The sequence below is a fragment of the Corynebacterium sp. CCUG 69979 genome (genome assembly GCF_024454095.1).
In the GTDB taxonomy this organism is placed as follows: Bacteria; Actinomycetota; Actinomycetes; order Mycobacteriales; family Mycobacteriaceae; genus Corynebacterium; species Corynebacterium genitalium.
In genome coordinates, this window is the sequence record NZ_JAGPZA010000007.1 from 59,682 (window position 1) to 84,870 (window position 25,189).

General features: G+C 63.0%; 23 protein-coding genes. 14 read left to right on the forward strand and 9 right to left on the reverse strand.

What is annotated here, in order from left to right; genetic code table 11:
- The first annotated feature begins 25 nt into the window (after positions 1-25).
- Complete coding sequence (locus KBX18_RS05820; protein WP_255995185.1) at positions 26-985, forward strand: pyridoxal-phosphate dependent enzyme; 960 nt, start codon at positions 26-28, stop codon at positions 983-985.
- Positions 978-3,707 (forward strand): FAD/NAD(P)-binding protein, encoded by a 2,730-nt coding sequence (locus tag KBX18_RS05825; RefSeq protein ID WP_255995186.1) that lies wholly within the window; start codon positions 978-980, stop codon positions 3,705-3,707. The genes KBX18_RS05820 and KBX18_RS05825 overlap by 8 nt, the downstream gene beginning before the upstream one ends.
- Here the strand turns inward: KBX18_RS05825 and KBX18_RS05830 are convergent.
- On the reverse strand, positions 3,704-4,390 hold the full coding sequence (locus tag KBX18_RS05830) for a helix-turn-helix domain-containing protein (protein ID WP_255995187.1): 687 nt from the start codon (positions 4,388-4,390) through the stop codon (positions 3,704-3,706). The two genes, KBX18_RS05825 and KBX18_RS05830, sit on opposite strands and share 4 nt — an antisense overlap.
- A gap of 203 nt (positions 4,391-4,593) precedes the next feature.
- Between KBX18_RS05830 and leuC the strand changes: the two genes are divergently transcribed.
- Complete coding sequence (gene leuC / locus KBX18_RS05835) at positions 4,594-6,024, forward strand: 3-isopropylmalate dehydratase large subunit (protein ID WP_255995188.1); 1,431 nt, start codon at positions 4,594-4,596, stop codon at positions 6,022-6,024.
- A 9-nt stretch (positions 6,025-6,033) separates the two neighbouring features.
- Positions 6,034-6,627, forward strand: coding sequence for a 3-isopropylmalate dehydratase small subunit (leuD, locus tag KBX18_RS05840; RefSeq protein WP_255995190.1), 594 nt, complete (start codon positions 6,034-6,036; stop codon positions 6,625-6,627).
- A gap of 22 nt (positions 6,628-6,649) precedes the next feature.
- Here the strand turns inward: leuD and KBX18_RS05845 are convergent, their stop codons facing one another.
- Positions 6,650-7,657, reverse strand: a complete 1,008-nt coding sequence (locus tag KBX18_RS05845; protein ID WP_255995191.1) for a bifunctional NUDIX hydrolase/histidine phosphatase family protein — start codon at positions 7,655-7,657, stop codon at positions 6,650-6,652.
- A 74-nt stretch (positions 7,658-7,731) separates the two neighbouring features.
- Here KBX18_RS05845 and KBX18_RS05850 point away from each other — a divergent pair, with 74 nt between their 5' ends.
- Positions 7,732-8,730 carry an NAD(P)H-dependent glycerol-3-phosphate dehydrogenase gene (locus KBX18_RS05850; RefSeq protein ID WP_255995192.1) on the forward strand — a complete coding sequence of 333 codons (999 nt, stop codon included), beginning with the start codon at positions 7,732-7,734 and terminating at the stop codon, positions 8,728-8,730.
- 21 nt (positions 8,731-8,751) lie between these two features.
- Positions 8,752-9,807 carry a D-alanine--D-alanine ligase family protein gene (locus KBX18_RS05855; RefSeq protein ID WP_255995193.1) on the forward strand — a complete coding sequence of 352 codons (1,056 nt, stop codon included), beginning with the start codon at positions 8,752-8,754 and terminating at the stop codon, positions 9,805-9,807.
- Here the strand turns inward: KBX18_RS05855 and KBX18_RS05860 are convergent.
- Positions 9,779-10,735, reverse strand: a complete 957-nt coding sequence (locus tag KBX18_RS05860) for a DUF3515 domain-containing protein (RefSeq protein WP_255995194.1) — start codon at positions 10,733-10,735, stop codon at positions 9,779-9,781. The two genes, KBX18_RS05855 and KBX18_RS05860, sit on opposite strands and share 29 nt — an antisense overlap.
- A gap of 48 nt (positions 10,736-10,783) precedes the next feature.
- On the opposite strand from KBX18_RS05860, the gene KBX18_RS05865 reads away from it, so the two are divergent.
- The 6 genes from KBX18_RS05865 to coaD are packed head-to-tail and all read left to right on the forward strand — an operon-like array spanning position 10,784 to position 17,153.
- The gene (locus KBX18_RS05865; RefSeq protein ID WP_255995195.1) at positions 10,784-11,758 is read left to right on the forward strand and encodes a thiamine-phosphate kinase; all 975 of its coding nucleotides are present in this window, start codon (positions 10,784-10,786) and stop codon (positions 11,756-11,758) included.
- The gene (locus KBX18_RS05870) at positions 11,755-12,399 is read left to right on the forward strand and encodes a uracil-DNA glycosylase (protein WP_255995196.1); all 645 of its coding nucleotides are present in this window, start codon (positions 11,755-11,757) and stop codon (positions 12,397-12,399) included. The genes KBX18_RS05865 and KBX18_RS05870 overlap by 4 nt, the downstream gene beginning before the upstream one ends.
- Positions 12,400-12,410: 11 nt before the next feature.
- Positions 12,411-13,949 (forward strand): DAK2 domain-containing protein, encoded by a 1,539-nt coding sequence (locus tag KBX18_RS05875; RefSeq protein WP_255995198.1) that lies wholly within the window; start codon positions 12,411-12,413, stop codon positions 13,947-13,949.
- A 4-nt stretch (positions 13,950-13,953) separates the two neighbouring features.
- Positions 13,954-16,074 carry an ATP-dependent DNA helicase RecG gene (locus KBX18_RS05880; RefSeq protein WP_370686992.1) on the forward strand — a complete coding sequence of 707 codons (2,121 nt, stop codon included), beginning with the start codon at positions 13,954-13,956 and terminating at the stop codon, positions 16,072-16,074.
- 9 nt (positions 16,075-16,083) lie between these two features.
- Positions 16,084-16,671: an RsmD family RNA methyltransferase gene (locus KBX18_RS05885; RefSeq protein WP_255995201.1), complete on the forward strand. Its 588-nt coding sequence runs from the start codon at positions 16,084-16,086 to the stop codon at positions 16,669-16,671.
- Positions 16,668-17,153, forward strand: a complete 486-nt coding sequence (gene coaD / locus KBX18_RS05890) for a pantetheine-phosphate adenylyltransferase (protein WP_005290363.1) — start codon at positions 16,668-16,670, stop codon at positions 17,151-17,153. The genes KBX18_RS05885 and coaD overlap by 4 nt, the downstream gene beginning before the upstream one ends.
- Positions 17,154-17,316: 163 nt before the next feature.
- Here coaD and KBX18_RS05895 read toward each other — a convergent pair whose 3' ends face one another.
- From KBX18_RS05895 to KBX18_RS05910, 4 genes are all read right to left on the reverse strand, one after another.
- Positions 17,317-18,084, reverse strand: coding sequence for an amino acid ABC transporter ATP-binding protein (locus KBX18_RS05895; protein ID WP_305082973.1), 768 nt, complete (start codon positions 18,082-18,084; stop codon positions 17,317-17,319).
- Between the two features lie 9 nt (positions 18,085-18,093).
- Entirely contained in the window at positions 18,094-19,011 is a 918-nt protein-coding gene (locus KBX18_RS05900) for an amino acid ABC transporter permease (RefSeq protein WP_255995202.1), read from the reverse strand.
- Entirely contained in the window at positions 19,011-19,910 is a 900-nt protein-coding gene (locus KBX18_RS05905; RefSeq protein WP_255995203.1) for an ABC transporter substrate-binding protein, read from the reverse strand. The genes KBX18_RS05900 and KBX18_RS05905 overlap by 1 nt, the downstream gene beginning before the upstream one ends.
- A gap of 85 nt (positions 19,911-19,995) precedes the next feature.
- The gene (locus tag KBX18_RS05910; RefSeq protein ID WP_005290356.1) at positions 19,996-20,349 is read right to left on the reverse strand and encodes a hypothetical protein; all 354 of its coding nucleotides are present in this window, start codon (positions 20,347-20,349) and stop codon (positions 19,996-19,998) included.
- A gap of 147 nt (positions 20,350-20,496) precedes the next feature.
- Between KBX18_RS05910 and KBX18_RS05915 the strand changes: the two genes are divergently transcribed.
- On the forward strand, positions 20,497-21,342 hold the full coding sequence (locus tag KBX18_RS05915; protein ID WP_005290353.1) for a cutinase family protein: 846 nt from the start codon (positions 20,497-20,499) through the stop codon (positions 21,340-21,342).
- Here KBX18_RS05915 and KBX18_RS05920 read toward each other — a convergent pair whose 3' ends face one another.
- Positions 21,343-22,740 carry a deoxyribodipyrimidine photo-lyase gene (locus KBX18_RS05920; RefSeq protein WP_255995204.1) on the reverse strand — a complete coding sequence of 466 codons (1,398 nt, stop codon included), beginning with the start codon at positions 22,738-22,740 and terminating at the stop codon, positions 21,343-21,345.
- Positions 22,741-22,807: 67 nt separating this feature from the next.
- Complete coding sequence (locus tag KBX18_RS05925; protein ID WP_255995205.1) at positions 22,808-23,383, reverse strand: GDSL-type esterase/lipase family protein; 576 nt, start codon at positions 23,381-23,383, stop codon at positions 22,808-22,810.
- Between the two features lie 205 nt (positions 23,384-23,588).
- On the opposite strand from KBX18_RS05925, the gene KBX18_RS05930 reads away from it, so the two are divergent.
- Complete coding sequence (locus KBX18_RS05930) at positions 23,589-25,151, forward strand: sodium:alanine symporter family protein (RefSeq protein ID WP_255995206.1); 1,563 nt, start codon at positions 23,589-23,591, stop codon at positions 25,149-25,151.
- The last annotated feature ends 38 nt before the right edge of the window (positions 25,152-25,189 follow it).

Here is a 25,189-nt window from a genome sequence, read left to right on the forward strand (position 1 = left end):
ACCCGCTTCACATAAGCTGGCGGGCATGATTGAAAACCGTCGGTTGCTCGACACCATAGGTTCCACGCCCCTCATACGTCTCGACACCGGCGACGGGGCCTCCAGTGGCCGGCGGGTATGGGGAAAACTGGAATCGTTCAACCCAGGTGGCAGCGCGAAAGACCGTACAGCGCGGGCTCTGGTGAAGGCCGCAGAAGAACAGGGGCTCGTCGGCCCCGGTGTGACGGTGGTCGAGTCGAGTTCCGGCAATCTCGGTGTCGCTCTAGCGCGTGAGGCCGCCGTCGGCGGGTGGGATTTCCACTGCGTTGTGGACCAACGCACGAACGCCTCAACCGTGGCGCACATGGAGGCGCTCGGCGCAACGATCCATGCGGTCACGAAACCGGATCCACGCACGGGGGACTGGTTGGCGGCGCGGAGGATCATGGTCGCGGAGCTCGTCGATAAGCTCGGCGCGGTCAACCTGGACCAGTACTCGAACCGCGCTGCGTTCACCGCGCACAGTGAAGGCACGATGCGCGAGATCGTGGAGCAACTTGGGCACGCGCCGGACTACTTGGTGGTGGCAGTGAGCACGACAGGCACTGTCGGAGGATGTCTGCGCTACATCGAGGAGCACGACCTGGATACCACTGTGATTGCTGTCGACGCAGAAGGGTCGGTTCTTTTCGGCGGAGAACGCGGCGAGCGGCTGCTGCCTGGCTTTGGCGCTGGCGTGGTTCCGGATCTCGCCGGCGACGTCACACCGCACGAGGTCGTGCGGGTCAGCGCAGCTGATTGCGTGGCGGCCGGTCGCCGCTTGGCCGCCGCGACGGGATTCTTGCCGGGGGCGTCTGGGGGAGCGGTGGCTGCGTGCGTCGAAAAGCATGCGGAACTAGAAGGCGATGTCGTGGCGATCTTCCACGACTCTGGAGTCGCGTACCTAGACACGATGTACAACGACGAGTGGGTGGCAGAGAAGCTGGGAGTGGATTTCGATGGGTAGAACAGTTGCGATCATCGGTGCCGGACCGCGCGGACTGTGGGCTGCTGAAGAGCTCTTCGACTTCGCCCGCCAGCGCGGCGTGGCTATCGATCTCACGGTGTTCTCCTCCGGCACGGTGGGTGCGAGGAACGCGTACGAACTGGATCAGCCTGAGCAGTGGGTGCTCAACGTGCCGCACAGCGCGATCCGGTCGCACAGCTCCAGTTTCGAGAACTTCAGTCGTGAAGATGAACCGGCCTCGCGCAGCACCGCCGGTGACTTCCTCGGAAAAGCTTGGGGCGATCTGCAGACATTCGCGCCGCGTACGTGCACGATCGACTGGCGGCGCACGTGGGTCAAGGACATTCGTCCCCGCGGTGAGCAATGGGAGGTTGAGGGCACGCTTTTCGACGACGTCCTCATCACCACCGGCCACGCCGACGACTGGCCCGGATCGTTGGCCCACGCGGATCTGGGCCTGGGAGAGAACGTGCGGGTCATTGCGCCCGCCACCCCTCAGGCTCTCGCGACCGTGACTCCCGACGACGTGGTGGTCGTGCGCGGCGCCGCACTGACGTTCATCGACATCACCCGCGTCATCTCTGCGAAAGCGATCTACCCCGTGACGCGCTCGGGCAGGTTCATGGAGGCCAAGCATGAGCCCACGACGCTTATCGACGACCTCGTCGACCGCGCCCAGGACGCAATCCGTGCCGCAACAAACACGCAGGACATCGTGGACGCACTGGCCGAATGCGCGGCAGGGATTCTCGAGCGCGAGACCGGTGACGCAGACCGGAATGCCATCGAGCAGGTTCTCGCCGGGACCGACAAAGGCGATCCGGTGGAGGATTTTCGGCGTTCCGTCACCGAGCCGGTCACGCCCGCGCACGCGGTGGGCATCGCCTTCCGCAAGGCCTATCCGGCCGTGATTGAGCGTGCATCCTTCGGCGGGCGGGGGAGCCTCGACAGCTTTGGCGACCTCACCCGCCGCCTCGAGCGCGTCGCGTTCGGGCCGTTTGCCGGCCCTGCTGCTGACCTGCTGGATCTGATCGAAAAGGGTGTCGTGCGGACCGACATTCTCGACCGTGGGGGCGATAACGCTGATCTGGCAGCCGCCGCGCGTGAGGTCAAAGCGACAGTCGTGATCGACGGGGTCATCGCGCCGCCCGGAGTCGTTCCGGGCACTCTGGTGGCCGACCTGGTGGACCGCGGCATCGGCACAATCGACCCTGAAACGAATGGTCTGGTCATTGACCGAGACGCCACGATCACCGGTCAGCGCCACATTGCGGCGGCGGGACGGATGACTGAAGGGTGGGTCTTGGGCCTGGACACCCTGAACCGGACGCAACATGACGAGATCCCGCGGTGGGCACGCCGCGTTGTCACTGAGGCGATGGAGAATCCCGAGCGCGTGCACGGTGTCCCGCCGATGACGGCCCGGATCGAGCCCTGGGCTGAGGAACTCACCAACAGCTACAACGACTGCCGGAACCTGCTCGAGGAATTCTCCAGCCCGGTCAATGTGCTCAATCCGGAACCGATGCTGGCGAACGTCGACGAGCTCGTCAGCGCGGGCGCCTCCACGGGAGTCGAGGTGAAGATCTTCTTCGCCCGCAAAGCCAACAAGGGACTCGTGTTTGTGGACACGATGCGCGACGCCGGGCATGGTGTTGATGTGGCCAGTGAGAACGAGCTGCGCCAAGTCCTGGATCGGGGCGTGCCGGGGGAGCGGATCATTCTCTCCGCGGCGATCAAGTCGGACGCGTTGCTCGAGCTCGCCATCGCTAACGGGGTGGTCATCTCCGCCGACAACGTGACCGAGTTGGAGCGCATCATCGCCATTGCCGGTGACCGCACCGCCTTGGTGGCTCCGCGTCTCGCGCCGGATCCGCAGACGATGCCGCCGACTCGCTTCGGCGAACGTTCTCAGGTCTGGGCGCAGCGGTTGAGCGAGCCAGTGGGCTCCGTGACGGTTGCAGGGGTGCACGTTCACCTCCACGGTTACGCTGCTGCGGACCGGTCTGCGGCGCTGCGGGAGTGCGTGGGGCTCGTCGATAAGCTGCGGGCGAGCGGGCACGACCCGCAGTTCATTGATGTGGGCGGCGGTGTGCCGATGAGCTACCTCGACGATGAGGAGCAGTGGAATCACGCCCAAGACTCGCTACGCGCCATGCGGGAGGGCTACGCGGAGCCGTTCACGTGGAAGGGCGACCCGCTGCACAACACCTACCCTTACTGGCAACGGCCCGTGCGCGGTGCATGGCTGCGCGACGTGCTGGCCGATGGTGTTGCGCAAGAGCTCACCTCACGCGGCTTACGGTTGCATTTGGAGCCAGGCCGCTCGCTTCTCGACGGCTGCGGCCTCATCCTCGCCACCGTCGAATTCACCAAGCACCGCAGCGATGGGTTACCACTCGTCGGCCTGGCGATGAACCGGACGCAATGCCGGACCACATCGGATGACTACCTGATCGATCCGATTCTGGTGACGGGCGCCCCCGGTTCCACCGACGAGGAGGTCGAGGCGTTCCTGGTGGGCGCCTACTGCATTGAGGATGAGGTGATCCTGCGGCGGCGGATCCGTTTCCCCCGTGGGGTACGGCCGGGCGATATCGTCGCGATCCCGAACTCTGCCGGCTACTTCATGCACATTCTGGAAAGCGCTTCCCACCAGATCCCGCTGGCGAAGAACGTGGTCTGGCCGGTCGGCGCGCTTGACTCTATCGACGCAGGTTAGATTGCGGCCATCAAGGCGTCGGCTGCGCTGAGCAGTTCGGCTCCCCACATCTGCGCAGGGGAGGGCTTGAGGCGTTCGACCGGGCCGGAGATGGACAGCACGGCAAGAAGCGCACCGTTGGCGCTGTGAATGGGAGTGGATACGCTGGCCAGCTCTACTTCACGTTCGCCGACGGATTCGGCTAGACGGGTGGTAAGGATCCGGTCGAGCTCCGCAGGGTTGAACGGGGTGTCGATGTGCTCGTAGGCGGCAAACACCTTCGCAGCGGAACCACGGTCGAGGGGCAGCTTCGAACCCACGGGAACTGTGTTGTTGAGTCCGCTCGGCGGCTCGATCGCCGCCACACACGTGCGGGTTGCGCCAGTGAGCTCGTAGAGCTGGACGGACTCGTGCGTGGTGCGCACTAGCTCGCCCATGATGGGCTTAGCAGCGTCAATCACCTGTGACGGGCCAGCTGCGGCATAGCGTGCGAGTGCGGGGCCGATCGCCCATGCGCCGGCTTCCGTGCGGACGAGGATCTGGTGAATCTCCAACGCTGTGGCAAGGCGGTGGGTCGTCGCACGGGGGAGTTCCGTCGCGGCGCTCAGCTGAGCAAGGGTCTTCTCGCCGGCGGCGATGGCGTCGATGATGGCGATGGAACGGTCAAGGACCTTGATGCCGGAAAGTTCTGCAGTGTTTCCCACGATGCGGATGATAGCAATCCACTATGTGGACAGTGGTATCGACCGTGGTAGGGGTGTGTTCGTTCAGGGCGCAGGGTGAACGAGGGTGGCAAAACGGTTTTGCCTAGGATTACGTGAAACGGTCTGGCCTCCGCTAGACTGTCCCATTGAATGGACTCGTTTGTCCCGCCTGTTGGGAACATGCTTGAAGGAGAGTGTCTGAGATGGCCGTTAATGCGGACAAGCCATTGACTTTGGCTGAAAAAGTCTGGCGCGATCACGTGATCACCAAAGGTGAGAACGGGGACCCGGATCTGATTTACATCGACTTCCAGCTTCTCCACGAGGTCACCTCGCCGCAAGCGTTCGACGGCCTGCGCATGAACGGCCGCGCGATCCGCAACCCCCAGCAGCACCTGGCTACCGAGGACCACAACGTGCCCACCGTGGGCATCAAGTCCGGCAATTTGCTGGAGATCGAGGAGCTGACCTCCCGCACCCAGGTGTCCACCCTGCGCAAGAACTGCGAAGAGTTCGGTGTCCGTCTGCACTCTATGGGCGACGTCAAGCAGGGCATTGTCCACACCGTTGGCCCGCAGCTGGGCATCACTCAGCCGGGCATGACGATCGTGTGCGGCGACTCCCACACCTCAACCCATGGTGCGTTCGGATCGATCGGCATGGGCATTGGCACTTCCGAGGTTGAGCACGTCATGGCGACCCAGACACTGCCGCTCAAGCCGTTCAAGACCATGGCTATCGAGGTCTCCGGCGAATTGCAGCCCGGAGTCACGGCTAAGGACTTGATTTTGGCGATCATCGCGAAGATCGGCACCAACGGCGGAGCCGGCCACATCATCGAGTACCGCGGAGAGGCCATCGAGAAGCTGTCGATGGAAGCACGCATGACCATCTGCAACATGTCCATCGAGGGCGGTGCCCGTGCCGGCATGGTGGCCCCCGACGAGAAGACCTTCGAGTACGTCAAAGGCCGCGAATACGCACCACAAGGCAAGGACTGGGACGACGCCGTCGCCTACTGGAAGACGCTGCCGACCGATGAGGGTGCCGAGTTCGACACTGTCGTCGAAATCGATGGTTCTGCGCTCACCCCGTTTGTCACCTGGGGCACAAACCCTGGTCAGGGTCTGCCGCTGGCTGAGTCTGTGCCGGACCCGGAGTCCTTCGGTGATGACACGCTCAAGGCGGCCGCCGAGAAGGCGTTGAAGTACATGGATCTTGAGCCGGGCACCCCGCTGCGGGACATCAAGATCGACACTGTCTTCCTTGGTTCGTGCACCAATGCGCGCATTGAAGACCTGCGTGCAGCTGCGGAGGTCATCAAGGGCAAGAAGATTCACGAGAACACCCGCATGATGGTCGTTCCCTCTTCCGCAATGGTGAAGCAGCAGGCGGAGGCAGAAGGCCTGGACCAGATCTTCCGCGACTTCGGAGCGGACTGGCGTACCGCCGGCTGCTCGATGTGCTTGGGCATGAACCCGGATCAGTTGCAGCCGGGGGAGCGGTCAGCGTCGACAAGCAACCGCAACTTCGAGGGCCGTCAGGGCCCCGGCGGCCGCACCCACCTGGTGTCGCCGCTTGTCGCAGCGGCAACCGCAATCACTGGCCACCTTGCCTCCCCGGCGGACCTTTAAGGAGCAATCATGGAAAAGTTCACCACCCACACCGGCGTTGGCGTTCCGCTGACCCGCTCCAACGTGGACACCGACCAGATCATCCCCGCTGTGTACTTGAAGCGTGTCTCGCGCACCGGGTTTGAGGACGGTCTGTTCTCCAACTGGCGTAACAACGAAGCAGACTTTGTGCTGAACCAGGATGCGTTCAAGAACGGCTCCGTGCTCTTCGCCGGCCCCGACTTCGGCACCGGCTCCTCTCGAGAGCACGCCGTGTGGGCGCTCATGGACTACGGCTTCAAGGCCGTGTTCAGCCCGCGTTTCGCCGACATCTTCCGCGGTAACACCTCCAAAGCAGGCCTGCTCGCCGGCCAAATGACTGAATCCGACATCGAGCTGATCTGGAAGCAGCTCGAACAGAACCCCGGCATGGAGGTCACGGTGTCCCTCGAGGACCGGACCGTGACGGTGGGGGAGAACACCTTCACCTTCGAGATCGATGACTACATCCGCTGGCGCCTCATGGAAGGCCTCGACGACATCGGCCTGACCCTGCGTGATGAGGGCGCAATCGAGGACTTCGAAGCGAAGCGGCCCGCGTACAAGCCAGCTATCGACGTCTAGAACGGCCGGACTGCCCCGCTTTTTATCGCACCGGCAGGGCAGTGGGCATGTAGTCAGCGCCAGTCAGCTCGCCGTTGTTGAAGGACAAGACCCACACGCAGCCCTTCTTGCAGTTGATCTCACCGTCGATCGGCAGGCGGCCGTTCTCTGAGAGCCACTGGATCATGTTGGGCATCACGTCGCCCTGGGCCACGATGACGCTCGTGCCGCCCTGATCGATGACAGCTTGGAAAGCCTGCTTGGCACCGGACGGGTCTGACTGCCAGGCGTTATCACCGAAACGCAGGTCGACGTCGACAGGCATGTTCAACTCGTCGGCAAGCGGCGCGATGGTCTGCTGGCAGCGGTCCGGAAGAGCGCTGTAGATGCGCTCCGGGTGGAAGGCAGCGAGCATTGGGACGAGCATCTCCGACTGGCGGCGGCCTTTCTTGTCTAATGGCCGCTTGTTGTCGTCGCCGGACCACTTCTCGCGGTCGTGCGCCTTCGCGTGGCGCACATAAAGGATGCGGCTCGTCGCCGGGAGGCGGAAGCGCTTCTCCGCTTTCGTCAGAACCTGGCGGTCGAGGTCGTAGGACATGATTTCTTTGGCATCGTCGAAGGTGAGCCAGCGGATCTCGTCGACCTCGTCGTTCGGCTCGAACTCGCCGCCGAGCACCTGAGCGATCCAGTAGTAGACCACCTTCGTGCTGTCCATGACGGGGTACACCGTCCTACCCAGCAGCTTGCCCAGGCGGATGTCGTAGCCGGTTTCCTCCTTGATCTCGCGGACCGCAGTGACCACGAGAGACTCGCCCGGGTCCACCTTGCCTTTGGCCAAGGACCAGTCGTCATAGCGTGGGCGATGAATGCACGCGACTTCAATCGAGTCGGTGTCGTTGACGTCGCCGCGCCACAGCACGGCGCCCGCAGCCAGAGTAGTCTTCTTAAATTCCTCATCTGGTCGGCGTGGAATCTCCTGGTGGCGGCCGGTGAGGAACATCTCGCCCTGGATGTCCTTGTCGTCTTCGTGCATCTTCGACTTCTTGCCCATGGCATTCATCATATGCGCCCAACCGAGCCTGGCTCCTCTACACTGGCACGGAACGTAAGAGAGAAGGAGCGCACATGGTCAAGGTGGCTGTTCTCGGCGCCGGGTCGTGGGGGACCGCACTGGCGAAGGTCTTTGCGGACGCCGGAAACTCTGTGAGTCTGTGGGCTCGCCGCACCCAGTTGGCGCAGACAATGGCGTCCACACGCGAGAATCCCGATTACCTCGAGGGCATTGAACTGCCAGAGGCGATTGAAGCGACCTATGACGCCGAAGCCGCAATCGAGTCTGCACAGATCGTGGTGCCCGCTGTGCCGAGCCAGACGATGCGGGACAACCTGGCCACGTGGGCGCCGCACATCAGCTCGGACGCCACAGTGCTGTCTATCTCCAAGGGCATTGAGACGGGCACGTACAAGCGCATGTCCGAGGTGGTGGCAGAGGTCACTGGCATTAGCGACGACCGCGTGGCCGTTTTGTCGGGCCCGAATTTGGCTCGCGAGGTCGCTGAGGAGCAGCCAGCGGCTACAGTCATCGCCTGCTCAGACCTCAACCGCGCGAAGCTGGTCCAGGCCGCCTGCGCAACCACGTATATGCGCCCGTACACCAACACTGATGTCGTCGGCTGTGAGATTGGCGGGGCCTGCAAGAACGTCATCGCGCTCGCGTGCGGCATGGCTGCGGGCAAAGATCTGGGGGAGAACACCCGAGCCACCTTGATCACCCGCGGCCTGGCGGAGATCACACGCCTGGGCATGGCGCTCGGCGCAGATCAGCGCACTTTCGCGGGCCTTGCTGGGCTGGGCGACCTCGTGGCCACCTGCGGCTCGCCGCTGTCCCGCAACCGCACGTTCGGTGAACGTCTCGGCCGCGGAATGTCGCTGGAGGACGCCCGCGAGGCGACGCACGGCCAGGTCGCAGAAGGCGTGATCAGCTCTAAGAGCATCTACGAGCTGGCGCTGGCGAACGGGGTGGACATGCCGCTCACGGAGGCAGTGCACTCCGTATGCCACGGCGACCTCAAGGTCGATGAGATGGTTGTCGCACTGATGGGTCGCTCGAAAAAGTCGGAGTAGGTGCCTTGTAGTGTGGTCTGCATGATCACACTTGCCGTCATTTACGGTGGAATGTCCTCCGAGCACTCCATTTCTTGCATTTCTGCTGGCGCCATCATGGCGGTGTTGCCCGAGGACAAGTACAAAATTTTCCCGGTAGGCATCACTCAAGATGGCGTGTGGGTGGAAGGCACGACGGACCCGGTCGGGGATTCTCAGCTGCCGTCGGTCACGGGCGAGCGCGAGGTCGCGCTGTCGGTCAATCCTTCCCGCCGCGGTGAGTTCTACGATGCTCGCACGGGCGAGGTCCTGGCCACCATCGACGCTGTCTTCCCGGTTCTGCACGGCACCTACGGCGAAGATGGCACGATTCAGGGTCTGCTCGACCTTGCTGGCGTGCCGTATGTCGGCCCGGGTGTGCTGTCGTCCGCCTGCTCGATGGACAAGCAGTTCACGAAGATTGTCGCGCGTTCGGCCGACGTTCCCGTCACCCGCGAGGTCGTGCTTGTCGACGACGAGCACCTCGACGACAACGACCGCGACTACCTCGGCCTTCCCGTGTTTGTGAAGCCGGCCCGCGGTGGATCCTCCATCGGCATCAACAAGGTCGACAGCTGGGATCAGCTCGATGACGCCGTGCGTTTTGCCCGCCTGTATGACTCCAAGGTCATCATTGAGGCGGAGCTGGTTGGCGACGAGGTGGAAGTCGGCGTGATCGAGCGCCCCAACGGCGATCTGATCGCCTCGCCTCCCGCAAAGCTCAACGGGACCTCCGAATCGGAGGAGGGCTTCTACGGGTTTGAGACCAAGTACCTCGACGACGTTGTCACCGCGACGATCCCGGCGGGCTACGACGACGTGATGAACGCCAAGCTCGAAGAACTGGCCATCCGCACCTTCCGCGCTCTGGACTGCCGTGGTTTGGCGCGCGTGGACTTCTTTGTCACATCGGAGGGCCCGATGCTCAACGAAGTCAACACCATGCCCGGCTTCACCTCGATCTCGATGTTCCCGCAGGTCTTCCAAGCTGCGGGCATGAGCTACGGGGAGCTGCTCGAAACACTCATTGCTACTGCGCTGGAACGTTCTCCTCAATAAGGTTGGTCAGCTTCGTCAGCGCTTCTTCGCCGACACCCATGGGCAGCGACACTGCGATATCGGTGCGCCGGCCCAGCGCGTAGAGCAGCGTCGCAGTTCCGTCAGGCTTCTCCTCCTGGAACCACGGGGTGTCGTTGATCTGGGTCAGCTGGGCTCCAGGTTCATAGCTCGCCGGTGCCGCGACACCGCAGCGGATGACAATGGGTTCCACGCTATCCCCGCCCCATGCGGCTGCAGATGCGTCGTCAAGCGAAGCGACGTTGCTCAGATCCAACCGTGCGTAGCCCGGGACGAGCTCGTCGGGGAGTCCTCCCATGAGCGTCTCGCACTCGGCTACAGCGCCCTCTGCGGGTTCAAGCGCGGCCAGCGGCGCGGGTGCAGGTTCGCTCGCCTCTTCCGGTAGAGCAGACAGGTCGAGCTTATCGACGGGACTCTCACCCTCCCGCACAGCCTGATGGTCCGCCGTCACCGCCACGACCGGCGAGCGGTCGACAGTGAACCATGTGGACAAGTCCGCCCCCGCCGTAGGGTCGCTGATTTCTATCCACCGTGCTCCGGCCGCTTCAAACGTGGGGGTGAGCTCGGTGTACTGGAGAGGGGCTTCGACACCGCAGCGCAGCGTGACGCGTTCGTCGGACGCAGACTGCCACACGGCAGCACCGGCAGGAGCCGGGTCGAGCAGCTCGGCGCGGCGGTGACCGGCAAGCTCGTCGGGCAGAGACTCGACCAACTGGGCGCATTCTGGGGAATCCGCCATAGGAGACGGCAACTCCGACAGCGAGACCGGCTGGTTGTTAAGCTTCTGCATAACCAATTTGGACCCGACGAGCACGCCGACGACAAGCGCTAGCGCCAAGCCCAGACTGACGTAGATCAGTGTCTTGTTCATCGGCGGCGCGGCGGTAGTCTGTTCGGCTGAGCTCGTCATAACGGCCCAGTCTATAAGGCCCAGAACCGAGAAAGGCCCCACGCACCTATGATTCACACCGGTTTTCCCACCAGTGGCCCCACGCTCGGTGAGGTCGGGGAACACGCGGTAATCCAGTCGATCATCGATGCCAGCCCATCACCGGTCAACGGGGACGATGCGGCCGTTTTGCTGCCTGCGTCGCCGAACTCGCGCGTGGTGGCCACCACGGACATGCTCGTGGAAGGGCGGCATTTCCGGGCAGATGTGACCACCCCGTGGCATCTGGGCCGCAAGGCAGTCGTGCAGAACTTCGCCGATATTGAAGCAATGGGTGCGCGCCCGATCGCTGTGTTGCTCTCCCTGTCTGCTCCGCCGGCAATGGCGGCGTCCGTGGTCGGGGAGATCGCCCGTGGGATCGCCCACGAGATCGACAAGTACGCCGCCGAGCTCGTCGGCGGCGACGTCACAGCGGGGGAGAGCCTTGTTCTCTCGGTCACCGCTATCGGATCCCTCGGCGGCAACCGGCCGCCGCTGACCCTATCCGGTGCGCGCCCGGGCCAGAACCTTGTTGCCCACGGTGCGATCGGTTACTCCGCGGCTGGCTTGGACCTGCTGGAATCGGGCATGGAGATCCCCGAGAAGTTGGAACCGCTCGTGCTGGCCTACCAGGCTCCCGTTCTCTCGCCGAGCGCTGGCGTGGTCGCGCGGTCCGCCGGAGCAAGCGCGATGACCGACAACTCCGACGGTCTACTGCACGATCTCACTGCGATCGCTGAGAACTCCAGTGTGCGGTTCGATCTGGATCCCCACACGATCGCCCCCGACGACTTGCTGCTTCATGCCGCTGAGCTTCTTGGTGCTGACCCGTGGAAGTGGGTGTACGAGGGCGGGGAAGACCACACTTTGCTTGGCACCCTGCATGGGGATGCGCCTGTCGGGTTCCGCAGCATCGGCAAGGTGTGCCGCACCAACGATGCAGCGTGCGTCACCGTCGATGGTGCTGCACCCAATTATTCCGGAGGATGGGAGAGTTTCGCATGAGTTTGCCTGTGCATGAGAGCTGGGAGGAACCACTGAAGCCCGTCGAAAAGCGCATTCATGAGATGGGTGACTTCCTGCGCGCGAACCAGCCGTACCTGCCGGCCGGCAACGATGTCCTGCGCGCGTTTCAGGACCCCTTTGATGACGTGCGCGTGCTCATCGTTGGCCAAGACCCGTACCCGACACCAGGGCACCCCATGGGCCTGAGCTTTTCGACGCAACCAGGTGTCCGCCCACCCCGCTCCCTGGTGAATATCTACACCGAGCTGGAAAGCGACCTGGGCATCCCGCCCCGGAAGGACGGCGACCTGTCCAACTGGGCGAGCCAGGGAATCTTGCTGCTCAACAGGGTGCTCACAGTGGCGCCCGGAAAATCTGGCTCGCACCGCGGCAAGGGCTGGGAAGAAGTCACAGAGCAAGCGATGCGCGCCCTCGCCGAGCGTGACACACCGCTCGTGGCCATCCTGTGGGGACGCGACGCCCGCACCGCCAAAGAGTTCTTGGGCGACACTCCATGCATCGAGTCGACGCACCCCTCACCGTTTTCCGCGCGCAACGGATTCTTCGGCTCCCGGCCGTTCTCGCGGGCCAATGAGGCGCTGCAGGCCCAAGGGGCCGACGGTGTTGACTGGGCACTGTAGAGTAAGTGCCCATGACCACCCTCTCCGGCGTTTCTGTGCTTGACGGTGCCCGCCTTCTGGTGTGGGCACGTAGCGGCGCTGAAGCGTTGGAGGAGCACCGCGAGGACATCAACAGCCTGAATGTCTTCCCCGTGCCGGATTCAGACACTGGCTCCAACATGGCGTACACAATGGCCGCAGCCGTGCGCGAAGCCGAGAATGTGGATCCGTCCGCCGGCGCGGACGCGGTCGCTGAGGCGCTGGCGTTCGGCAGCATTAAGGGTGCCCGCGGTAATTCGGGGATCGTCCTGTCGCAGGTATTGCGGGGTGTCGCGCAGGCGGCACTCGATGGGGAGTTGGACGGCAGAAGCGTCGCAGACGCGCTGACCAACGCTGTCACGTTCGTGGAGCGGGCTATCAATTCGCCCGTCGAGGGCACGATCATCACCGTCTTGCGCGAAGCAGCTAATGCGGCACGAGCGGCCGCGGAGACCGGTGAGCTTGCTGACGTCACTGCAGCAGCCCTTGGTGCCGCCGAAGAAGCGCTCGAACGCACTCCGTCACAGCTCGCTGAACTCCGCGAAGCGGGGGTTGTGGATGCAGGCGGTACTGGGCTGGTGCTGTTGCTTCAGGTGCTGCACGACAGCGTCAGCGGCGAAAGCGGCGGTGACCGTCCCGTAGGTTCTGCAGCTGGTTCGGACCATGAACACGGGGACGGCCACAGCGCCCCCGGTTGGCTCGAAGTTCTGTTCATGTTCTCTGGTCCCCTCGATGATCTTGAGTCGGTGCTCTCCGGGATGGGGCGCAGCCTTGTCGTGGCCCGTGTGACGGACACGCAGGGCAAGGTGCACATTCATACCCCGGAAGCGGGGCCGGTCATCGAGAAGGCCTTCGCTATGGGGGAGGTGACCGAGTTGCGGCTTGAGGTGTTGCCGGATGCGTCCCCGTTGCATGAAGCGCGCCGTGCCGGCCGCCTCATCGTTGCGGTGACTCCTGCCGGTTCGTTGATGGATCTGTACACCCAAGCCGGTGCGGTCGCTGTCGTGCCCGGGCCAGGTGTGGTTGAGGATCTCCGCCGCGAGATTGTCGCCTCGGGCGCGCACGAGGTCCTTGTGCTGCCCAATGGCCAGCTCGACTCCGAAACGCTCGACGCAGTCGAAGCGGTTGCCGAGACGGATGACATGGAGATCGTTTTGCTCCCGACAGTCCGCCTGGTCAACGGTATCGCTGCTCTTGCCGTTCATGATCCGCGCCTACCGCTCGACCAGGCGGCTGCTTTGATGCAGGAAGCCGCGCAGGAGATGGATGTGGCCGATATCCAGGCCACAGATGACGGGATTGACGTCCTCGGTGCGGACGGAGCTATTGCCCGGGCAGACGACCTCGCTTCGGCGATTGAGCAGGCGTGCACCGCTTTGCTTGCCGACGGCGGTGAGCTGATCACCCTCCTTCTCGCCCCGGACGACGCCACCGTGGTAGACAGCGACGCCCTCGAAGAGAAACTCGGGGCGGAGGTACTGGTCTACCCGGCAGATGGCCTCGGAACGCTCGGCCACATCGGAGTGGAGTAGCACCGTGCTCGGCCTGACGTACTCCACGCCGCTCAACCTGGTCATTCCCACCCGCCCCGCGCGAGCCATCGCGACCAACTTCGGGATCGAGACAGCAGAAGGGCTGTTGGAGCACTACCCGCGCAAGTACCTTCACTACGGTTACGGCGACGCGCTCGAAGGGGCGCTGCCAGGTGACACGATCTCTTTCATCGGCGTGATCCAGTCCACGCGCATGATTCACGGCAAGCGCACAATCTTCAAGGCGCAGGTGACCGACGGGCGCAACACGATTGACATGTCGTTCTTCAACGCCCGCTACGCTCCGCGGGTGCTCGCGGAAGGCACCCGCGGCATGTTCACCGGGAAGCTGTCCTACTTCAACGGCATGCCGCAGCTGCAGCACCCGGACTTCATTCTGCTCAACCAGTCCAGTTTCTCAGGCGAGAAGTCAAGCGGTGCTACGCACAGCTCCGGGTCGATGAAGCAGCTTGCCGCCTTCGGGGACCCCAATGAGATGTTGGCTGGCCGTGAGTGGTTGCCGGTCTACGCGGCAAAGAAGAACGTCTCCACATGGACCATTATGGGTGCGGTCGCCACCGTCCTCGAACACATCGGGGAGGTGGAAGAGCCGCTCGGCTTCACTCCCGAGGGCTTCATTTCTCTTCAGGACGCTCTGTGGCAGATCCACTTGCCCGGGCCCCACGGCCCCGACGCCGCCCGGAACCGCCTGAAATACAACGAGGCGCTGCGGGTGGCTCTCATCATGGCGGTGCGCCGCGAGGATACGGCGCATCGGACGGCGCCGGCGCTTCCGCGCGTCGATAAGCGCAACCAAGCGCAACTCTTGAGCGCTTTGCCGTTCTCGCTGACCGACGGGCAGCTCGGTGTGCTCGACGAGATCACCTCAGACCTACAGCGCACGATCCCGATGACCCGCCTGCTGCAGGGCGAGGTCGGTTCCGGAAAAACGATCGTGGCGTTGGCTGCGATGCTCCAAGCGGTGGACAACGGCATGCAGTGTGCGCTGCTTGCCCCGACGGAAGTGCTCACCCTGCAGCACGAAAAGTCCCTGCGTAAAACCTTGATGCGCACCGGTGTCCATGCCCGCGTGGTGGCGCTGACGGGGTCGATGCCGACTGTGCAGAAACAGGAGGCGCTGCTGGCGATCATGACGGGGGAGGCCGACATCGTCGTGGGCACGCACGCGATCATTCAGCAGAGCGTGGAGTTCTTCAACCTCGGTTTCGTCGTTGTGGACGAGCAGCACCGCTTCGGTGTGGAGCAGCGCGACATGCTGCGCGACAAGGCAGGGGATATCACCCCGCACTTGCTGGTAATGACGGCGACACCGATTCCGCGCACCATCGCCATCACCGTCTTCGGCGACTTGGAAGTGTCCACTCTGCGAGAGCTTCCCGGTGGCCGCAAACCCATCCAGTCGGCGATCGTGCCGGAGTTCAAGGAGACGTGGGTCGCGCGTGCCTGGGTGAAGATTCGCGAGGAGGTCGCCGCCGGCCACCAGGCCTATATTGTGTGCCCGCGCATTGAGGGGCCCGGCGGGGTGCTCGAGATGGCGGAACGCCTGCAAGCCGTGGAGTTGCAGGGCCTGCGAATCGAGATTCTGCACGGGCGCATGAAAGGCGAGGACAAGGACCGGACCATGTCCGAGTTCAGCGCCGGAGAGATCGATGTGCTCATCTCCACGACGGTCATCGAGGTCGGTGTCGATGTACCGAATGCAACGGTGATGATGGTGCGCGAATCCGAGCACTTCGGCGTCTCCCAGCTCCACCAGCTGCGCGGCCGTGTGGGTCGTGGTGGGCACCAGTCGCTGTGCTTGTTCCATACCTTCGCCGAACCCGATACACCCCAATTGGAGCGCGTTTCGCGCATTGCCGAGGTTTCCGACGGGTTCGAACTCGCCGAGCTCGACCTGGAGATCCGCCAAGAGGGCGACGTGCTGGGCACATCCCAGTCCGGCAAGGAGCGACAGCTCAAGCTGCTCAACCTGGTCGAGGACTATGAGATCATCCAGCGCGCCTACGACGACGCCGCCGAGATTGTCGCCCGCGACATTGAGCTGGCCCGCTCCGTCACCGAAGAGATGATCCTCGAAGAATTCGAGTACTTGGATAAAAGTTAAAGTGGTCGCATGAGCCGAATCATTTCGGGCGAAGCCCGCGGACGCAAGATCAAGGTGCCGCCGGAAGGCACCCGCCCCACCTCAGACAGAGCGAAAGAGGGGTTGTTCTCGTCGCTGCAGGTGCGGTTCGGCTTCGTCGGCAAGCGTGTGCTCGACCTGTTTTCCGGCTCGGGCGCGCTGGGGCTCGAGGCCGCATCGCGTGGCGCCGACGAGGTCGTGCTTGTCGAGTCCGACCCGAAAGCCGTTGAGATAATCAAGCACAACGCCCAGGCCGTCGGCCATCCGAACGTGCACATTGAGCCCGTCAAGGCCTCCGCCTATGTGCCGCGTGCCCCGCGCGCGTACTTCGACATGGTGCTCGCCGACCCGCCCTACGACCTGCCCGACGAGGATGTCGCCGCCATGCTCGAAGCGCTCAAGCCCGCGCTTATCGACGGCGCAGCTGTCGTCATCGAACGCCACCGCGACAGCGCAGAAACCGCATGGCCGGAGGGCTACACACCTACCGGTCAAAAGTTGAAGAAGCGCCTGTATGGTATCGCTCGTATGGACATGGCTGTCTACGACAGTGCCGACAAGAACGAGGAAGAACAATGACGAAGGCAGTATGCCCAGGATCCTTCGACCCTGTGACCAACGGTCACCTGGACATCTTCACCCGCGCCGCGCGTAGCTTCGATGAAGTCACCGTCCTGGTGACCGGCAACCCGAACAAGCAGTCCGGCCTGTTCAGCATTGACGAGCGCATGGACCTCATTCGCGAAGTCACCAGCCACATTCCCAATATCACCGTTGACACATGGGGCGGTCTGCTGGTGGACTACACCACCGCGCACAACATCGGCGCGCTGGTGAAGGGTCTGCGCTCCTCCCTCGACTACGACTACGAGCTACCCATGGCGCAGATGAACCGGCGGCTCTCCGGCGTGGACACATTCTTCCTCATGACCGACGAGAAGTACGGCTACATCTCCTCGTCGCTCTGCAAGGAAGTGGCCAAGTACGGCGGCGACCTGAAGGGGCTTGTGCCGGACCCGGTTTTCGAGGCGATGAACCAGAAGTTCAGCGGCACTACTTAGGTCCAAGGGCCGCTTGCGGAAAAGTTGACAAACCTGAAGCCGGTCTAGCGCCCCATATCGCTTCTACCTGCGGAAACGGTTCTAGGCGGAAATTGAGTTTGTCAACTTTTCCGCACGCAGCGATCGGCGAGGATCCGCACTGGGGCGCGGCCCCCGAAGATCCCTAGAAGATCGACGAGAGGAACTCCTGCGTGCGGGCTTCCTTCGGGTTGTCGAGAACTTGCTCGGGAGTGCCGTACTCGACAATGGCGCCGTCAGACATGAAGGCGACTGTATCGGCGACCTCGCGGGCGAACGCCATCTCGTGGGTCACCACCAGCATGGTCATTCCGGATGCGGCCAGCTCGCGCATCACGCGGAGGACTTCGCCGACGAGTTCGGGGTCGAGGGCGGAGGTGGGTTCGTCGAAAAGCATGAGCTTGGGGTCCATGGCTACCGCACGCGCGATGGCGACGCGTTGCTGCTGACCTCCGGAAAGCTGGACGGGGTAGGCGTCTGCTTTGTGGGCGAGGCCGACTTGCTCGAGCAGCTCCATGGCCTTCTTCTTGGCAGTCTCCGGCTTCTCGCCCTTGACGTGGATGGGCGCTTCGATGATGTTCTCCAGGGCGGTGCGGTGGCCGAAGAGATTGAAGGACTGGAAGACCATGCCGATGTCGCGGCGCTGGCGGGAGGCATCCTTTTCCGAGATTTGGTACAGAACACCGTCTTTTTCGCGGTACCCGATGAGGTCCCCATCGACGTAGAGGCGGCCGGCGGTGACCTGCTCGAGGTGGTTCACGCAGCGCAGGAACGTCGACTTACCGGACCCCGACGGGCCGATGAGGCAGGTGACCTCGCCTTTTTGCACTTCGAGGTTGATGCCCTTGAGCACGTCGAGCGAGCCGAAAGACTTCCAGACGTCGACGGCCTGAACCATGGGTGTGCTAGTCATGAGCGCTTCCTACCTTTCCTCGATGACGGTGACGTTGTGGGGTGTTTTGCCTTCAGCGTCGGTCAGCGCCGCGAGCTGGCGGGCCGTGAGTTCGCGGGTGACACCACGGTCGAAGTAGCGCTCCAGGTAGTACTGGCCGATCATGAGGATCGAGGTGATCACCAGGTACCAGGTGGCGGCGACAAGCAGCATCGGCACTGGCTCGAAGAGCGCGGCGGCAATGTCTTGGCTGCGGCCGTAAAGCTCGAGCGAGTAGGGGATAGCCACCACCAGCGAGGAGGTCTTCAGCAGGGAGATGAACTCGTTGCCAGTTGGCGGGATGATGATCCGCATTGCCTGCGGTAGCACCGTGCGGCGCATGGTCATGCCCCAGCCCATGCCCAAAGCTTTCGACGCTTCGATCTGCCCTTCCGGAACCGAGTTGATGCCGGAGCGGACGATTTCGGCCATGTAACCAGCTTCGTTGAGGCCCAGGCCAAGCACCGCGAGGGCGAAAGCGGAGGACGTGAGTGCCTCCATGGAGATCTCAGTGAAGCCGAGGTCGACAGACTGGTAGATCGCTCCGAGAAGTCCCCAGAACACCAGTTGGACATATACCGGGGTACCTCGGAAGACCCACAGGTACAGCCACGCAATGGATTTGAACACTGGGTTCGGCGACATGCGCATGACTGCCAGGATCACGCCGAGCACCACACCGATGATCATGGCCAGCACCGTCAGCGCCAGGGTGTGGCCGGCGGCGCTGAGGATGCGGGTGTCAAAAAGGTACGCGAAGTAAGTGCCCCAGCCGTAGGCCTCGCGGCGCGCGGCGTCGAAGATGAAGAGCGCGAAAAGCATCAACAGGATCACCGCGGCGACCCATCGTCCCGGGTGGCGCAGCGGTTTAGCCTCGATGCGTTGCGGGCGTTCGTTGCGTTGAGCCATTAGTGTCCTCCCACTGGCTGCTCGTTGATCAGGGCCTCATCCAACAGGCCGGTTTCCACATTCCACTGTTCCAAGATGCGCTGGTATTCGCCCGTATCAATAAGGTGTTGCATGGCTGCGGCGAGCGCGTCCGCCAGCGGCGAATCCTTCGGCACCGCGATGCCGTAGGGTGCGGCGTCGAACATCTCGCCGGTGAGCTCGAGCTGGCCGTCCGAGCGTTCCACGGCCCAGGCCGACACAGGTGAGTCCGCGCTAAGCGCGTCAGCGCGCCCGACGAGCGCAGCCAATGCAGCATTGTCCGACGTGTCGTAGGACAGGATCGTGATCGGGTTGCCTTCCTCTTCGCACTTCTCGGCTTTCGGGCGGATGTCGTCCGTCTCTGACACCGTCGTGCGCTGCACGGCAACGGTGAGCCCGCAGGGGTTCTCCGGGTCGACCCCGCTGCCGGGCTGAGTCGCCCACTGGATGCCGGCGTACAGGAAGTTGACGAACTCGAAGTTCTCGCGCCGTTCCTCCGTGTCAGTGAAGCCAGACATTCCCGCGTCGAGCGTTCCGGCCTGAACGGCGGGCAAGATCATGGAGAAATCCTGCTCCTGAGCCTGGAACTCCAGACCCATAACGCTGGCGAGGGCGTGGCCGAGATCCATCTCCAGACCAATCATCCGGCCTTGCGAGTTCTTGAACTCAAAAGGAGCGAACGGGGGATTGGTACCGATTGTCAGGGTGCCGGATGCCTGTATATCTTCAGGCACCATCGCGGCGATCTCGGGAACCTCATCCGGCGTGATCTGCTCCCAACCGTCAGGGTGTCCGCCCTCGACGTTGGTGACGCAACCAGCGAGCATGCTTATCGACGCAATGCTGGCCGCGCAGGCTGCCACCTTGAAAGGTTTGAACATAGAAGAAGCATACAATGCCTTCGAGTGAAGAAATTGTATGCCTCGGTCTTGGCTCAGTCCCACTCGGAACGAGCATTGGTGTGGTCTAGCGCGGCATGTTAGCCATGACCAGCTGGATGATCTGGCCGATGATGGTGATGCCCGCTGCGATGATGACGTAGTTGAGGATGGCGCGGGTCAAGCCCTCGGAGCTCGTCGCAGTGTCCATAGAGGACATATCCCCAAAGGGCTCGAGGCCATTTTTGAAGAAGTCCTTGGTGCTGGAGTTTTCCTGCAGAACCGACTTCTCGGGATCTATGCCGCGTTCGATGCCAGTGGTGATTTCCTCGGAGATTTTTCCGATCTTGTCCTGTGCATCTGCCACGGCGGGGAAAGCTCCCAGGGTCAGGGCAGCCGCGGTGGCGACGGAGACGGCTTTAGTAACGATGGATTTGCGCATGCGGGCAGTGTACCCCGCGGGTGCCCCCGACGAAACTGCGCTGAGAGCAAACTGGCCGTTTCCTGTTGGGGTTTCCTTGTATGTGCTTTATTCTTAGTTGGTCTTTACGCGGAAACCGATGCCTCACGGGGCGCGAGGAATAAGAGAATGTTGCTGAAGAAGATTGCGGCGGTCGCTGTCGCGCTCGGGTTTGTAGCGGGCGGTGCTGCGCAGGCGAGTGCTCAGGATATGAGCTCGGTGCTGGAGTCGCCGAATGTGAACACGTGCTCGCGCGAGTTCCTCATTACTATTCCCGGTGGTGCCAACACTGCTTCGTTCCTCCCGGAGAAGGCTCCTGTCGGCCCGAAGGTGACTCCGGTGGCGCAGCGCGTGCACCAGCGCACCGGTGGGACGACGCAGCCGGTGTGGATCACCTACCCGGCCGTGCCGTTCACGCTGATGACGTACACGGATTCCGCGCGTGCCGGATATAACGATGCTTCTGCGACGATGCGTCGATTGTCCCGCATGTGCCCGGATGCGACCTTTAGCATTACCGGCTTCTCTGAAGGCGCTGGCATCGGTGCGCAGTTGATCAACGACATCGCCCACGACCGCGGGCCGATCCAGAAGGAGAAGTTTCGCTCAGCTGCGCTGATCTCCAACCCCCACCTGGCTGACAACGGTGGCCACTTCCGCGCTGGTGCCACGGCCGCCGATAAGGGCGCGTTGGAGACACTGGAGGGTGGTTACGGTGAGCTGGGCCCGCGCGTGCTGGATATCTGCCGCCCCGATGACCCGATCTGCTCGCTTCCCGACGAGTGGCGCCGCCACGTCGACCCCATGCTGCGCGTGGCCACTTTGAGGGGGCAGATGCCGATCACTGAGTTGGCGGCGATCGTCGCAATGCGCTCTCCCACGACGTTGCCGCTGTTGTTGAGCGTTTACAACCACGGCCAGTACGGCGAGGTCTCTTACGGTGAGGCCGTGAACTGGATTACCGCCGCCCGTTAGTCAGTTCTTGACGTCGACCATCGGCTCCGGGTACATCGGGGTGTGTCGCTCCGGCACCCACTGGTTGATGTAGAGCCCCTGAGGGTCGAACTTCTCCTCCTGGAGAAGGGGGTTGAAGATGCGGAAATAGGGTGCGGCATCGTCGCCGCAGCCGGCGACCCATTGCCAGTTGAAGGGGTTGGAAGCGTAGTCGGCGTCGACAAGCGTGTCCCAGAACCACTCTTCGCCGTGACGCCAGTGGATTCCGAGGTTCTTTGTCAGCCAGCTGCCGACGACCATCCGCACCCGGTTGTGCATCGTTCCGGTGGCCCACAACTCGCGCATCCCGGCATCGACCATTGGGATTCCTGTTTCACCTTTCTGCCACAGGGCGAGCTCATCGAGGTGCTGGGCTTCGTCCGGATCGTTCGGCACCATCTTGGGGTGGGCAAAGGCTCGCGTTGTGGAGCCAGGGGTGGCCTGGTCCGTCCACGCCCAGGGAAACGCGTTGAACTGCTCGCGGACATTGTGCGTGGCCAAGTTGGGAATGTAGTAGAGCCGGTGCCACGCGAAATCTCGCCACAGCAGCTGGCGCAAGAACGCCCAGGCATCTGCGGCGACGGTGTGATTGGCGTCTGCGAAAGCGGCCGTCTCCGCCCAGGTCTGGGCGGGACTGATCTCCCCGAAGCGCAGGTGCGCTGACAGGCCCGACGTCGCATCAACCGAGGGGATGTCGTTGCTGTCCTTGTAGCTCGTATCCGCCAATCCGTCGAGGAAGTCACGGAACCTCCGTTGCGCTTGCGTCTCACCGGGATGGCAGTGCTTGGCGAGGGTCTCCACCGCCCAGAACGGCTCCTCGAAGGTCGGTGGTGCACTCGTCACGCCGGTTCCGTGGAGGTCGGGGATGGGGAGGGGGGTGGGTGGAGCGTCGATAAGCATGCTTTGCGACGCCTTGCCATACGGCGTGAACACCCTAAACGGCGTGCCACTACCTGTCTGCACAGTCCACGGCTCGTTCAGCAGGTAGCCGGGGTGAGAGGTGACCTCGCACGTTCCCGCCAATGTGCGCTTGAGTTCAGCATCGACATCGCGGAAGGGGAGGTGGTAGCGGCGGTTCCACGTCACCGCCGTGGCACCCAGCTCTGCGGCGATCCTCGGGACGATCTCACGGGGATCACCGTGCTCGATGATCAGGTGTACACCGCGTTGCGCCAGATCAGCGTGTAGTTTGCGGACGCTTTCACGCTGCCACCACGCCGCTGCGGCACCCAGTGGGCGAGCGGCATCGATCTCCTCGAAAATGAACAGCCCGACCACATGGCCGTGCTGCGCTGCCCACGTGAGGGTGGCGTTATCCGTGAGCCGGAGGTCGTCGCGGAACCAGACAAGTGCGAGGGGCTGCGGGGTGGGGGAGACCATGTCTTTCAGACTAAACCCGGTCAGCTAGCGGGGAGCGGCGTGGTTTCAGAGGGCGTCCTCGCGGGCGCTAGAGCACCTGGTTCACACGGGTAGCCACGTAGCGCGAACCAGCGTGGGAGGGGTGGTAGGCCATGTTGTAGTTCTCGGTGGTGGTGTCGATGAACCCGGCGACCCAGCGGTTCTTGTCCGGCGCGCAGGAATGGTTGTTGCGGGATTCGTTCTTGATGTCAATGAAGGTGGCGCCGATCTCACGCGCTGCACGCATCTGGGCATCGCGAGCACCCAGTTCCATCGCCTGAAGATGGCCAAGCGGAATGCCCCCGGGCATGTTCGGAATCACGTTGAGCAAGCAGATGCGCTGCAGGCCGGTGGGCTCAGAGATGGAGAGCAGGCCGGGCATGATAATGCGGGCGTTAGGGGCAATGCGGCGAATCTTGCCGGCAGCGGTGTGCAGGTTGCGGACGTAGACGTTCTGGATGTCACGGAAGTCTCCGGAGGCACAGTTGAGCACGTTCAGGGGTGCGTAGTCGTTGAAGCCGGTGGAGATCAAGACGGTAGTGGTGCCGCGGTTGAGATCGCCCTTCGCGATCGCGCGGTCGATGCGGTGGAGCAGCGAGGTCGAGTTTCCACCGGATAGCGTCACATCTGTTACTGATGTGACAGAAGTGACGTATGTTCTTTCTGGATGGGTAGTGGAGCTCAATTGTCCTGTCATTTGAATATCGGGCCCTGCGTGTGCGCTCGGTTGGGGGTAACTGCGGAAAATATGGGCAGGAGCGCATAGTGGGCGCTTCCCATGGTCTATAGTTTGACCAATATTTAGAACTCGCCGACGTGGGAGGACCCCCATGGAAGATCTCATCAGCACGCTTGAAGGCCTGATCTGGTCGAATGCGCTCGTATTCCTCTGTCTAGGTGCTGGCGTGTACTTCACAGCCGTGACGTTGTTCTTGCAGGTGCGTTGCTTGCCAGACATGATCAAACAAATTCGTTCGGGGGAGGACTCAGAATCGGGAATTTCCTCGTTCCAGTCGCTGATGGTCTCGCTGGCTGGCCGCGTCGGCGTGGGAAACATCTCTGGTGTGGCCACGGCCATCGCCTTCGGTGGTCCGGGTGCGGTGTTCTGGATGTGGCTGGTGGCCTTCCTGGGTTCGGCCACCTCCTTCGTCGAATGCTGCCTGGCCCAGGTGTATAAGGAGAAGGATCGTGACACGGGTGAATACCGCGGCGGCCCTGCCTATTACATCGAGAAGGCGTACTCCCACACCAAGGCCCGTCCGTTCGCGCTCGTCTACGCTGTCCTCTTCGCGGTCATGATGATCCTGGCTACCTCGTACTTCTTGCCGGGTGTTCAGGCCAACGGTGTGGCCGCAGCCGTCGATAATGCATGGAGCGTTCCCACGTGGGCGACTGCGCTGGTGATGGTCGCGCTGCTCGCTGTCATCATCCTCGGTGGTGTCAAGCGCATCGCCTGGTTCGCGTCCATGGTCGTGCCCTTCATGGCGGTGTTGTACATCCTGGTCGCCGTGATCATCCTGTTTGTGAACGCGTCGGAGATCCCCGATGTCTTCGGCCTGATCTTCCGTTCCGCGTTCGATCGCGAGGCACTGTTCTCCGGTATGCTCGGCGCCGCCATCCTGTGGGGTGTCAAGCGCGGTATCTACTCCAACGAGGCCGGCCAGGGCACCGGCCCGCAGTCGGCCGCTGCTGCCGAGGTGTCCCACCCGGCGAAGCAGGGGTTCGTGCAGTCGTTCGCCGTGTACGTCGATACGCTGCTCGTCTGCTCTGCGACCGCATTCATCATCATCTCCACCGATATGTACCGCGTCTTCGAAGGCGACGAAGAAGGCCCGGTCCGCTACTCCGGTGCGATCTCCGAGACGATCGCTGTCGGCCCCGGCTATGTCCAGTCGGGTCTTGACACATTGATCCCGGGCTTCGGCGCGAGCTTCGTGGCGTTGGCCATTCTCTTCTTCGCCTTCACCACGATCGTCGCTTACTACTACATGGCAGAGGTCAACTTCAGCTACCTCAACCGGTGGATCGAGAACGACACCGCCCGCAGCGTGGTCATTTGGTTCCTGCGCGGTCTGATTCTCGTGTCTGTGTGGGTCGGTGCAACCACGACTCCGGGCACTGCGTGGGCGCTCGGCGACATTGGCGTCGGCGTGACGGCGTGGCTGAACATCGTTGCTATCCTCGTGCTGCAAGTTCCCGCACTGAAGTGCCTTTGGGATTACCGCCGCCAGAAGAAGGCTGGCCTCGACCCGCAGTTCGATCCGGAGGCAGTGGGCATCCGCAACGCGACGTTCTGGGAGGCGCGCAAAGAGCAAATGCTTATCGACGGCTCCTGGACCACCCCCTCCACCCACGAATCCAACAGCATTCTGGAACGGTATCCCCGGGCCTAAAACCGCACGTGCGTGGCGGTCCACGGGCCTAGGCTGGG